The 11,891-nt window shown below is 61.3% G+C and carries 13 protein-coding genes; 9 read left to right on the top strand and 4 right to left on the bottom strand.

Going from position 1 to position 11,891, the window contains the following annotated elements:
* Positions 1 to 5: 5 nt before the first annotated feature.
* The 3 genes from OPIT5_13485 to OPIT5_13475 form a co-directional block, all read right to left on the bottom strand.
* On the bottom strand, positions 6 to 1,838 hold the full coding sequence (locus OPIT5_13485; GenBank protein AHF91065.1) for a glycosyltransferase family 1: 1,833 nt from the start codon (positions 1,836 to 1,838) through the stop codon (positions 6 to 8).
* Positions 1,839 to 1,916: 78 nt separating this feature from the next.
* The gene (locus tag OPIT5_13480; protein ID AHF91064.1) at positions 1,917 to 2,753 is read right to left on the bottom strand and encodes a hypothetical protein; all 837 of its coding nucleotides are present in this window, start codon (positions 2,751 to 2,753) and stop codon (positions 1,917 to 1,919) included.
* 232 nt (positions 2,754 to 2,985) lie between these two features.
* Complete coding sequence (locus OPIT5_13475) at positions 2,986 to 3,123, bottom strand: hypothetical protein (GenBank protein ID AHF94372.1); 138 nt, start codon at positions 3,121 to 3,123, stop codon at positions 2,986 to 2,988.
* Positions 3,124 to 3,175: 52 nt separating this feature from the next.
* Here OPIT5_13475 and OPIT5_13470 point away from each other — a divergent pair, with 52 nt between their 5' ends.
* Positions 3,176 to 3,658 (top strand): nucleotidyltransferase, encoded by a 483-nt coding sequence (locus OPIT5_13470; GenBank protein ID AHF91063.1) that lies wholly within the window; start codon positions 3,176 to 3,178, stop codon positions 3,656 to 3,658.
* Between the two features lie 56 nt (positions 3,659 to 3,714).
* Positions 3,715 to 4,959 carry an AraC family transcriptional regulator gene (locus OPIT5_13465; GenBank protein ID AHF91062.1) on the top strand — a complete coding sequence of 415 codons (1,245 nt, stop codon included), beginning with the start codon at positions 3,715 to 3,717 and terminating at the stop codon, positions 4,957 to 4,959.
* 109 nt (positions 4,960 to 5,068) lie between these two features.
* Here the strand turns inward: OPIT5_13465 and OPIT5_13460 are convergent, their stop codons facing one another.
* The gene (locus tag OPIT5_13460) at positions 5,069 to 5,803 is read right to left on the bottom strand and encodes an N-terminal cleavage protein (GenBank protein ID AHF91061.1); all 735 of its coding nucleotides are present in this window, start codon (positions 5,801 to 5,803) and stop codon (positions 5,069 to 5,071) included.
* A 345-nt stretch (positions 5,804 to 6,148) separates the two neighbouring features.
* Here OPIT5_13460 and OPIT5_13455 point away from each other — a divergent pair, with 345 nt between their 5' ends.
* From OPIT5_13455 to OPIT5_13425, 7 genes are all read left to right on the top strand, one after another.
* Positions 6,149 to 7,231, top strand: a complete 1,083-nt coding sequence (locus OPIT5_13455) for a LacI family transcriptional regulator (protein AHF91060.1) — start codon at positions 6,149 to 6,151, stop codon at positions 7,229 to 7,231.
* A 55-nt stretch (positions 7,232 to 7,286) separates the two neighbouring features.
* Complete coding sequence (locus OPIT5_13450; GenBank protein ID AHF94371.1) at positions 7,287 to 7,493, top strand: hypothetical protein; 207 nt, start codon at positions 7,287 to 7,289, stop codon at positions 7,491 to 7,493.
* A complete protein-coding gene (locus OPIT5_13445) occupies positions 7,462 to 7,869 on the top strand; it encodes a DNA-binding protein (GenBank protein ID AHF91059.1) in 408 nt (135 codons plus the stop codon). Before OPIT5_13450 ends, OPIT5_13445 begins: the two co-directional genes overlap by 32 nt.
* The gene (locus tag OPIT5_13440) at positions 7,866 to 7,988 is read left to right on the top strand and encodes a hypothetical protein (GenBank protein AHF94370.1); all 123 of its coding nucleotides are present in this window, start codon (positions 7,866 to 7,868) and stop codon (positions 7,986 to 7,988) included. Before OPIT5_13445 ends, OPIT5_13440 begins: the two co-directional genes overlap by 4 nt.
* Positions 7,989 to 8,149: 161 nt before the next feature.
* Positions 8,150 to 9,040 carry a hypothetical protein gene (locus OPIT5_13435; GenBank protein ID AHF91058.1) on the top strand — a complete coding sequence of 297 codons (891 nt, stop codon included), beginning with the start codon at positions 8,150 to 8,152 and terminating at the stop codon, positions 9,038 to 9,040.
* Positions 9,041 to 9,118: 78 nt separating this feature from the next.
* Entirely contained in the window at positions 9,119 to 9,805 is a 687-nt protein-coding gene (locus OPIT5_13430) for an N-terminal cleavage protein (GenBank protein AHF91057.1), read from the top strand.
* A 147-nt stretch (positions 9,806 to 9,952) separates the two neighbouring features.
* Positions 9,953 to 11,785, top strand: coding sequence for a hypothetical protein (locus OPIT5_13425; protein AHF91056.1), 1,833 nt, complete (start codon positions 9,953 to 9,955; stop codon positions 11,783 to 11,785).
* The last annotated feature ends 106 nt before the right edge of the window (positions 11,786 to 11,891 follow it).

Below are 11,891 nucleotides of genomic sequence, written 5' to 3'. Positions count from 1 at the left end.
GGAGTTTACTTCCGGTTGCGGAAACGGCGAATGGCAAGGGTGCCGCCGAGAACGAAGGCCCCGGCAAGGAGGGCAACGGTGGCGGGTTCGGGGACGGCCCCCACCTGAAGCAGGCCGGTGCCGGTGATGAGCGTGGATTCGTAGTCGGCCCCCGATCCGATCGCGCCCCATGTGCCGGCGGCTTGTTTCGCGCCGTCGATGTAGAGGCCGGCAATGCTTTCGATGACGGTGTAGTCCTTGAAATTGAGGACGAGGCCGGATTCGTCGGTCGTGTAGAGATAGAGGCTGGCGGTGTCGGTCAGGAAGGTGGCTGTTGTAGTAACTGCTCCACTACCGAGGGTCAGCGTACCGCCCTGAATGTCCACGTCGCCGGTGAAGGCGTTATCCGTGCCGGTCAAAACAAGCCGCGACTGGGCTCCGGTCTGGATGATGTCGGTGACGTTGCTGCCGATGGTGCCGGCAATGTAAACGCCGCGAGTAGTGGGGACGCCCGTGCTCGTCGAGGTGATGGTGCCGGTGTTGTTGACGAAACCGTTCAGAAAAACGCGCGTAGGGCTGGCACCGGTGTTGGTGGCGTGGCCGGTGGTGGTGAGCGTGAGATCGCCCGTGCCCGTAATGCCCCCGTCGACGGTGAGGGTGGCGCCGCTGGTGCTGTTCGCCTGGAGAGTGAGGTTGCTGTCGTGCAGTGTGATCGGACCCGAGTAGGTCGCGCTCCAGGCGGTCACCCCAAGCGTGTTCACACCGTTGCCACGGACATGGAGTTGGTTGGTCGCTGAAAAGCCTTCGCTTGTTCCGCCTATGGTGAGGCTGGCGGCGATACCGGTGTTGGCAGCATCGCCAATCGTGACATCGCCAGTGCCGAGGCCGTCTGTATAACGGACACTGGTTCTCCCTGCCTTGACGGTAAGCCCGCCCGAATAGTTGCTTCCTTTGCCGGTCAGGCTAATGACGTTGGGGGAGCCCCACGGGGTTTCTGTGATCAATCCGCCAGTTCCTGTGATGGCACCGGACAGGGTGAGCGCGTTGGTGGATGTTCCGGTGATGCGGAGGATGAGATCCTGGTCCAGCGTCACTGTGTTGGTGAACGTGGCAGCCCAGGAGGTGTGCACCAGGGTATTGACCCCTGTACCGACGACATGGATGGCATTGGCTGTGTCGGAGAATGATCCACTGCTGCCATACAGGGAAAGCGTGGCATTCGCACCTGTACCTGCGGAGGCGTCGCCGATGGTGATGACCCCATCACCCAGTGCTTGGCGCTGACCCACGCCGAGCGTGCCGTTTTTGATGGTTACAGCCGAAAAACTGTTGGCCCCGTTGAACCGGGTCGCCCCGGTGCCGGTGGAGTTGATGGTGAGGGCGCGGGTTCCCGAAATGTTTCCGGTAACGAGCAGGGTGTTCCCGCTCGCGTTGGAAAATGTCACGTCATCGTCGAGCGTGATGTTGGCCGAGAGGGTGTCGCCTTTGCTGGTGGAGAGTTGGTTGATATGTGCGCCGGAACCGCCGTTGTCGAGAGTAAGCACGGCGTCATTGGTCGCGGCGAGTGTGAAGGCATGCGTGTTGTTGGTGTCGCCAATGTTCAGGGTGCCAAGCGTGCGATTCGAATCGATGTTGATGGTTTTGGCGCCGCCGATGTTGGTGTTGATTGTGGCGGTGGCACCGACGCCATCGGCGATGTTGCCGCTTTCCCATTTGGTGGCATCGCTCCAGTCGGTTGGGGTGTCGATGGAAATCCAGTTGCCGTCAGTCGCGTGAGACAGACTGGCAAGGGCCGCGGCGGCGAGGGCCGCGCCGGTGGGCTTTACGAATTTCCGGCATGTTGAGGTTCGGGTTTTCATGGTGGTTCGGAGTTGGTGTATTGATGTTTCGGCAACTTGCGGGTGGTATGTATATGTGTATGGAGGGGGAGAACGGACTTACGGTTTCAATCCTGCGTTGAGCTGCGCATCGGTAAGGATCTTGCCGAGCCAGAGAACGACTTCGTCGATGTCGCCGCCGAAGCTGCCGGCGACCTGCTCCTTGTAGTAACCGCGGCCGGCGCCGCCGACGGTGAAGAGTTGCGTGGCCTTGCCGCCGCAGCGGGCGCGGGCGGTGGTGCCGCCGAAGAGGAAGTTGGCTTCTTCGGCTCCGGCGGGTGTCAGGTAAATTTTGAAGCCGACGCCGGTCTCGACCTTTTCCTTGCCGTCCTTGTCCTTGTAGCGGACTTGTGTGGAGGACCACGCAAGCGTGAGCTGGTACCAGGTGTCGCGTTCCCATTTGAACGGTTCGCTGGTGAAGGTCTGCGTGGTGCCGATCCACGACTGGTAAACGAGCGCGAGGGTGCGGTTGCCGGCGGCGTCGGGCGCGCTGACCTGAAGTTGCCAGGGGCGGTTGGCATTTTTTGTGGCACCGCCGACCGCGATGACGTTAGCGGCGGCGTTGCCGGGGTTGCGCAGCCAGAGCTGGAGCGTGAAGCGGGCCGGCCACTCCTGCCCGGTTTCGAACGACACCGTATTCGCGGCGGACGTGAACCCGGTGAAAGCGCCGCCGGAAACGCCGTCCGCCGTGCCGGCGAGCGTGCCGTTGACGGTGCCGGCGTTGCCGTTGCCGGAAGCGTCGGCGACCTGCGCGAGCGCGCCGGTCTCGTCACACTTCCAGAGCAACGTCATGCCTTCGCCACCGGTGTACGCAAAGGCCGGCAATGCGGTGACCGGCACGATGGCAGCCAGCAGAAACGGAAAGAGGAAACGGGGAGTGCTGCGGACGGTTTTCATCGGGAATGGAAGTAGCGAGGGAGACGGGGCCAACGGGAGAGGCGAGGACATCACTCTATCAGAATCGGCCGCGCAGATAAATGTGGCTTTGCGCATATTTTCTTATATTTTACGCAAGAACATGTCCATGACCCAAAGATCATGCAGCAGCAGGCCCGGGTTCCCGCCAGGATCCGCCATTGGTGCAGGAATCAAATCGGCAAAACAGGTATTTGCCTGCGCCCCCGAATCATTACACGTTGTTGGCATGTACAACCGGAAGCAGACCCCTGAAATGAACGACATCGAAGACGCACGCCGTGCGGGCATCGATCTCGATCTGGTGGATACCCTTCTGGCGTTGCCCGTAGCCGAACGCTGGCGCCGGCACGATGCCGCCCTGACGCTGGCACTAAAACTCAGAAACGCTATGGAAACTCGCCATGCAGGACTTCAGCGCACTTCTCAAACGGCTCGCTGAGGCAGGGCTGGATTTTGTCATCATCGGCGGGTTCGCAGCCGTTACGCATGGGGCATCCTACGTCACCCAGGACATCGACATCTGTGCCCTGCTTACACCCGAAAACGTATCCAGGCTGCGACAGGCTCTGGCCGAGTGGAATCCGCGGCACCGGATGACGCCCCAGCGACTGTCGTTTCTTCAATACCCGGCAGACGATCAACCCGTCAAAAATCTCTGCCTCCAGACCGACAAGGGCGTAATTGACATCCTTTCCTCGGTTATGGGCGTGGGCGAATTCGAACGCCTGAAACAGCAAGCGGAAGAAATCGAGGTGGATGGCACCCGTTTCAGGGTGATGTCCCTGCGTGATCTGATCTCGGCCAAGGAAGCACTGGGACGCGAAAAGGATCTGCTCACAGCCAGGGAACTCCGTCTGATTGCCGCCAGACGGAATGCCGGCTGACTATCGGGAAAATTCTGTCATTATTTTTCTGATACCTGTTTCCCGTTGTCCCGGCCATGCCTCCTGCTTCTTCCGCCTCTCCCGATTCTCCCCGCGTCGCCCTGCTTGTCGAGACGTCCACCACGTGGGCGCGCTCCATTCTCGACGGGATCAACCGCTACCTGCGCAAGGGCGATTACTGGCAGATTTTCCTGGAGCCGCACGGCTCCAACGAAAGCATCCGGATGCCCGCCGGCTGGGTCGGCGAAGGCGTCATTGCCGACATCAAGGACATGGCCATGGCGCGCCAGTTGCATGCGCTCGACATTCCGGTCGTCAACATCTCGCAGCTCACCTTTCCGGGCCTTGCGTTCCCGACCGTGACCACCGACATCTCCGCCTGCCTGCGCATGGCGGCGGAGTATTATTTCGAACGCGGCTACGAAAACCTCGGTTACCTGCGGCTGGACCGGAACGCCTTTGACGGAAACATGTCCCGCGAGTTTGGCCATTTTGTGCAACACGCAGGCGGCCGCTTTTTTCCCAAGAGCGTGAAAAACCGCGCCTGGGGGGTGGCCGACTGGAACGTGAGCATTCGGGAACTCGCCGGCTGGCTGCGCGAACTGCCGAAACCCGTCGGACTTTTTTCCTGGGCGATCGGACGCGAAGTGATCCACGCGGTCCACCTCGCCGGGCTTCGGATTCCGGAGGAGGTCGCGCTTGTCATGCTTTCGGATGACGAGATTTTTCTGGAGATGTCGCATGTTCCCATGTCGGGCATCACGCATCCCGGCGCGGAGATCGGCCACGAGGCGGCACAGATGCTCGCCGACCTGATGGCCGCGAAGGCGACCGCCGCGCCTCCGGCCGGAACGCCGGTAAAAAAAAGAAGCGCCGGCCCCGTCCGACAATCGCGGCCGTCCGCTCCGCCGCCGGTCCGGCTCATCAAGCCGCTCGGCATTCGCACACGCCAGTCCAGCGATGTGCTGGCGATCACCGATCCGGCTCTCCGCGCCGCCATCGGTTACGTGCGCCAGCACGCGGGGGAACCGTTGCAGGTGGACGATCTGGCCCGGCATGCCGGCGTCTCGCGGCGCACCCTGGAACAGAAATTCGCGCAGACGCTCGAACGCAGTCCGGCCGAATACATTCGCGACACCCACCTGGAGCGCGCCAGGGAACTCCTGCGCGAGACGACCCTGCCCATCCCCCAGGTGGCGGATGCCTCCGGCTTCTCGTCCCCCGAATACATGGCGCAGCTTTTCCGCGCCCGGCTCGGCGTTTCACCGCTGCGCTACCGGCGTCAGGTCTCCGCCCGGTGAAACCCGGATCGAGGCAAGGGTTTCAAAAGATAGTTTCCCATCCTTTTAAATCTCTTGGAGGATCTGTGAAATCCGTAGTTAAGGATAAAATCCAGAGGGGATCCTGGTATCACGGGTGCCAGGAGAGATTCGGATAATCGAGTGGATTCCCCTTGGGGCCACTGGCGTAACCTTTCACGTGCCCGTCCAGGAACAGAAAGTGACACCGGTTCCCGTGGCGGTAGGCGAATTCAACGTAGCTTCCCCCTCCCCAGCCAGCTTCCGGCAAGCCTATATCCCAACCGGAAATACACTTGGCATCCCAACAAACAACGGTCGTGCCCGGTGAGTCCAGCAAACTGACGTTTTTGGCCTTGGGGTTCCGGTCGGAGCCCACGTTGCCATTCCATTTGTAACCCAGGTAGGTCCAGTTTTTGTTGGCGGTGGCTTCGTATTCGTAAGTGGGACAATAGAGGAAGAATCGCCCCGACATCGTTGCAGACCGGACCCTGTCACCGGCATTGGCATAGGGTTTCAGCTCATGCATCCAGGTGTACCAGTTCACATTGGCTACGGGCATGCTGTTTTTGTTGTCATTGATGAAGAGATACAGGGAATTTCCGATTTGACGGAGGTTGGACTGGCATTGGGCGGTGCGGGCGGATTCCCGGACTTTGCTGATCACGGGGATGGCAATAGCGGCAAGAATGCCAATAATGACGATGACGGTCAGCAATTCGACCAGAGTGAAGGCGGCGCAAGCATGATGAACATGGCGCAGCATCCGTGTTGTGTTTTGCGGAAAAACCGCCGTATTTGAGATTGGCGCGAGGGCATGGGGGCTGGAGCGTGGTTGGCGGTTCATGGATTTTCGTTTTTTTCGGCAAGGCATGCTTATGGGGGCGTGTCGGGATATGTCGTCGTGGATTCTAGTAAAATCGAGGCTGCGGAAAGAAACGATTTCACGCATTTTTTCTAAGTTTTTACGCAAATTCTTTCTCCTCTGATGCGACATGACACGGCACGCATATCACATTCAGAAAGGCAGGTGCGTTGTTGTTGGGCCACATCCCCAAGGAATCGTGATCAGGCGAGATCCGGATCAGTTAGCTGGCAAGGGATGTATCGCCGTCAACCTCCTCGCGCCCGACAATCCCGGGGCGGAAAGTTTCCCCTTTCCCTCTTTCCCGTTCGTCCTTCACCTCGGTGCATGCCGCCCGATGCACCTGCCGCCGCCTGCGTTCCCCGCCTCAAAGACGTCGCTGCCGCCGCCGGCGTGTCGGCGCAGGCCGTGTCGCTCGCCCTGCGCAACCACACCAGCATCCCGCCGCAGACCCGCACCCGTATCCAGAAAATAGCGACGAAGCTCGGCTATCGCCCCGATCCCAACATCAGCCAGCTCATGGAGCGCGTGCGCGGCAAAAAGCCCACCGCCACCGGCACCGTTCTCGCTTATCTGACCGCCCACCGCGAACGCCTCGCCTGGAAAAAAATCCCCACCCAGCGTGATTACCATGACGGCGCTGTCCGCCGCGCCCGCGAACTCGGCTATCACCTCGAGGAGTTCTGGCTGCGGGAGCCCGGCATGACCGAAGAGCGCCTCTCCCGCATCCTGCGCAATCGTGGCATCGAAGGCGCCATCATCGCTCCGCTTCAGGATCCCGGTCATCTTTTCCGGAAATTCCAGTGGGAACACTTTTCCGTGGTCGAGCTCGGCTATTCGCTGCTCACCCCTGTGCTTCACCGCTGCTGCAACCAGCAGTTCCAGTCGATGATGCTCCTTCTGCGCCGCCTCCTCGAGGCCGGCTACCGGCGCATGGGTCTGGCCATGGGGCCCGGCCAGGACGAACGCGCCAACCACCACTGGCGGGCCGCCTGGCTCGCCACACAAAGTCTCCTGCCCGACGCCAGCACCCGCGATCTCCCGATGTTTTTCGGCGCAGGCGGCGCCTGGACCCGGGCGGCTTTCGCCGACTGGCTCCGGGCCTCCCGGCCCGACGTCGTCGTCACGGTCGATATCGACGTGCAGCGGTGGTTGTCCGGACTCGGCCTGCGCACACCGGCGGACATCGGCCTGGCCAACGTGGACATCAACGAGACGATGCCCGGCGTCACCGGCATCAACCAGAACGCCCCGCAAGTCGGCGCCTCCTCGGTCGATTTTCTCCTGTCCCAGATACGCACCGGCGAACGCGGCCTCCCCGACATCCCCCGCACGCTCATGGTGGACGGCGATTTCGTGCAGGGCGAAACCACCCGCCCCGCGCCGCCCGGGTCTCGCCGCCGGAAATAATGCCGCGGGCGGCTGCCTTCTTGCCAAAATGCACTTCGGGACACAGTCTGCGGGCATGAGTACGTTGGCCAAAGCCAGGAAACCCGCTCGCCGCCGCAAGCCTGCCGCGCGCGCAAAAGCCCCTGTCACCATGAAGGCCGTTCCCGGCAATCCCTTTGCCGGGGTGGAGCATGTTTTCGGCTCCCTGTCGTTTCCTCCGCTGAAGGGCAAGGCACTCAAACAACACATTCGTGCGCGCATCCTCGCCGATCATAATATTTGATGCGGGTCCGCTCATAGCGGCACTCAACGCGCGCGATCCCGACCACGAATGGGCAAAAAGTTCGATGCTGAACCGCCCGGGTCCCTTCATCGTCACCTCGGCCGCAGTGGCAGAGGCTACGCACGGACTTGGCAACAGCACGTCCGGCATGGTCAAATTGCGCACACTCGTCGAACGCATGCAGGTGGAAGACCCTGCGCCCGTGGATGTGCTGGATGAGATGGCGACATGGAAGACGCGCATGGACTACGCCGATGCCTGCGCGGTGCTGCTTGCCCGCCGCCATCGCGGTGCCACGGTGCTGACGACCGACCACACCGATTTCACGGTTTACCGCCTCCCTTTCATTTCACCTCGCGGAGAATTCCGTCCGTGACACTGCGCCTGAAGGCGCGGCCTCCCGCCATCCCCCGCACGCTCAGGGTGGACGGAGATTTTGTGCAGGGCAAAACCACCCGCCCCGCGCCGGCCGGGTCTCGGCATCGCCTGAAATAGCTCCTGCAAAACGCTTCCCGAAAAATGGGGTCGCCTACTTTATCATAAAGCCACGAGAGGCTGGAAACACCTCCATGAAGATGCCACCGTAAGATCCGTCGCCCGTACCACGCCTTTCGACGTCATCCCGAAAACAAGCCTGAACCTCCACGTTTCCACCCATGAAAAGTCACCGTACTCCCTGCTTCTCCGTCATCCCTCTGGTTGCATTCCTCACCATCGCGCCGCTCGTCAGCGCAGCCGTCATCTACGAGACCGGTTTTTCCGCTGCCGACGGTTACACCGTTGGCGCGCTCCCCACCGGCACCGCTGGCTGGACAATCAGCCTTGGCGGTACATCCACGATAAATACCTTCTTCATCGCCGGGCCTGGAACGCAAAATCCCAAAATACCGAGCGGCCTCAGCGCCCATCCCGCGTCCCTGTCCGACGGCAATCTCTTCTGGATCGGTGCGAGAACCGAAGGCGCTACCAGCAGCAACACCAACGTCGCCACCCTCGCCTTTACGGATGCAGAGCATCGTGTGCAGGAGACGTTTTCCGTTTCCTTCGACCTTTATGTCGGGCCGCAAAGCGGAAGCGCTGGCGCGAGCTTCAACTTCGGCCTGGGCCAGGGGACAAGCGTTCCGGCCAAAGCTCCGCTGATTCGTCTGCACAGTGCGGGCTCTTCCGGCGGGACGACAAGCCTCCGCATACGGGACGACGGCACCGATCTCACGGGACAGGCAATCCTGGACCAGAACGCGTGGTATCGTTTCGTGCTCACCGTCAACCCCGCTACCGGATCAAGCGGCACCTACGGAGTGGCCGTCTATACGCTCGATGCGGAAGGCACCATCACAGGCACGGCATTCCTGACCCCGGAGACCTACGACTACAGCGGCGTGAATGGTGGCTTCGATTCCCTGCGCTTCTCCAATGTCAGCAATCGTTCCGATTACTGGATCGACAACATTACGATAAGCACGATCCCCGAGCCCCGGGCCGCAACCCTGCTTGGCGGTGTTATCGCTTTACTGTGCATGATCGTCCTTAAACTTCGTTGTCGCTGATAATGCGCACACAATCGGAAGGGGATTGACGTTTTCCTCTTTTCCCCTCCCACCACACCTCCCCCCAAAAACACCCATATGAAACACCGCGCCTTCACCCTGATCGAGTTGCTCACGGTCATCGCAATCATTGGCGTTCTGGCAGGCATCCTGATTCCCACCGTATCCGCCGTCCGCCGTACCGCCCGGACTGTCCAATGCATCAGCAACCTTCGCCAAGTCGCGCAAGGAGCCCAACTCTGGATCGCCGACAACCGCGGACGCATGCCTGACCCGTCAGGATGGCGGGACACCGAGAACAATAGCCCGAATAGCATTCGCCCCTACATCGCGGTCACAGGCGCCAAAAAAGCCGGTGTCTTCACCTGCCCCGAAACCCTCCTGCGCCACGCCGATCCTGACAAACTCACCGATGGACTCCGAACTTACAGCATCAATCAGGTCGTCTGCGGCACCACCAGAAACATCCACGAGATCAGCACTCCCAGCAAGACCTGTTTCTTCATGGACGGTAGCATGTTGGCCCAAGGCGCTGTCCGCCAATACGTCCATCCGGGATCAACCACAGCCAAAAAGATTGTGATCGATCCCCCCATCGTCTGGAATGAACAAACAACAGCCGAGACCCTGCCCGCCATTCATAAAGGCAAACTCAACGTCGCCTTCATTGACGGCCACGTCGAAACCCGCGCCCCCGCCACCATTCCCTCCGACGACATGGGCAACACCGCTGCCAAAAAAACCCCCTTCTGGGGGCAAAATTAGGGACCCGCGAAGAACACGGAGAGTTTTAACCTTTATACGCTCCTCCGTATCCCTCCCGCCCTCCCTTGGTTTATTGTTTTACTGTTGATCACCAAACCACACCGGATCGGAATTTCCCGCCCGCCCCTACCCTCCCCTCCTGTGACGATGACTACACGCGCCTCTCCCCTCCTCCTCCCGCCCATCGCATTACGTCCGGTATTTCTCACTTGTATCCTGATTTGCGTTATCTGGTTTCCATGCCTCCATGCCCGCACCCTTCACGTTGACGCTGCGACGGGTGACAACGGACACGATGGCCTGTCACCCGCGACCGCCTTCCGCACCGTCCAGCGCGCCGCCGACCTCGTCCAACCCGGCGACGAAATCATCATTCACCCCGGCATCTATTTCGAACACGTCACCCTCGCCGAGGACAAACGCGGCACCCCCGACGCCCCCATCACCCTCCGCGCCGACCGCATCGCCAAAAACCGCGTCATTCTCAGTGGAGCCAACCCCGCCATCCGCACCGGCAAAACCCGCTGGCAACTCATCGACCCCGACACCCAACTCTACGCCGCCCCTTACGCCGGCCCCGCTCCCGCCCGCGTCACCTATGACCACGTTGACCTCTTCCCCTATGCCGACCGCGAAGCGCTCAACACCTTAACCCTCCGCCCCACCGACACCACCACCGCTCCCGGCCCCCGCCACGGATTTTTTTACGACGGCACCGGATCGGGAAAAAAACTCTACCTCCGCCTGCATCCATCCGGCCAATACGGCCCCGCCGACCCCAACCAACACGCCATCGCCGTCTCACCCCGGCGAGTTCTCGGCACCGGCATCAACATCCGTGCCCGCGGCCCCGCCCATCTCATCATCGAAGGCATCACTTTTGAAACTCCCGGCGACTCCGCCATCACCACCACCGCCAGCAACATCACCATCCGCGACAACTGGTTTTTCGGCGCCCCCTACGCCGTCCGCGGCAACAACAAAGGCGAAGCCCGCAAACCCGACGCCGACCCGTACGCCACCGCCTCCGACATCACCATCGAACACTGCGAATACACCGAGTTTTCCACTTGGAACGATGCCACCGAACTCCTCCGCGAACTCAAACTCCAGCCCGGCCAGCGCGCCCCCTGGTCCGCCATCTGGCATCGCAAAACCACCGGACGCTACGGACTCCCCAAAAACACCAAAAACTACGAAAACGGCATCGCCGTCCGTATCGGCCGCGGCTGGGTAATACGCAACAACTACATCCACGACACCTTCGAAGGCCTCGCCAACGACGGTATGGGCAACGCGGTGGACGTCCGCATCCACGACAACGTCTTCGCCCGTATCTGCGACAACGCCATCGAAACCGAAAACCGATCCCGCAACGTCCATATCTACCGCAACCATTTCCTCGACGTTCTGGAGCCCTTTTCCTGGCAGCCTTACGGCTCCCCCCCCTGGCCCGGCCCGGTCTATTTTTACCAAAACATCATCGAGAACACCCCCGACGCCGCGCGCCTCTGGCAACCCGCCCCCCACGGAGGACGCGGCGTATTCAAAATCGGGATATCGCTCAAAAACTGGAATAACGGTCGCAACGCCGACGTTCCCAAGTCCCCCCTCGCCGCTCCCCTGCCCGGACTCTTCTTTTGCAACAACACCATCACCTTCCCCGGCGGACGCCTTTTCACCCTCATGGGCAGCCGCAACGTTCCCATCCAGAACGTCTTTTTCACCCGTAACATCATCGCCACCGACTACGTTCTTTCAAAAGATCCCGCTGCCGACCTGCCCGCCGGCTTTTTCACCTTTGCGCGCAACCATGTTTCACCTGCCACGCCCGGTCAGCCCGGTCCCGCGCCCTTTGTCGCAGGCGACGACACCGAACCGCCAGAAATCCCCATTCCCGTCCCCCCCCTCCCCGACATCGGAGCCCTGCAACCCGGCGACACCTGGTTCCCACCGAAAGTCGGCCCGCGCGAGACATGACGGAGCGGCGAGCGTCCCGCCGCCGGACGCGCGTCAGCGCGCCCCCGACTGTGCGCGCGACCCCTGCCTCCCGATCAGGCGAGGCTGTCGCCTCGTCCGGCGGCGG

Source organism: Opitutaceae bacterium TAV5, from assembly GCA_000242935.3.
Classification (GTDB): Bacteria; Verrucomicrobiota; Verrucomicrobiia; order Opitutales; family Opitutaceae; genus Geminisphaera.
The sequence above is the reverse complement of the archived record's forward strand: the minus strand, read 5'-3'. Positions and strand labels throughout refer to the sequence as shown.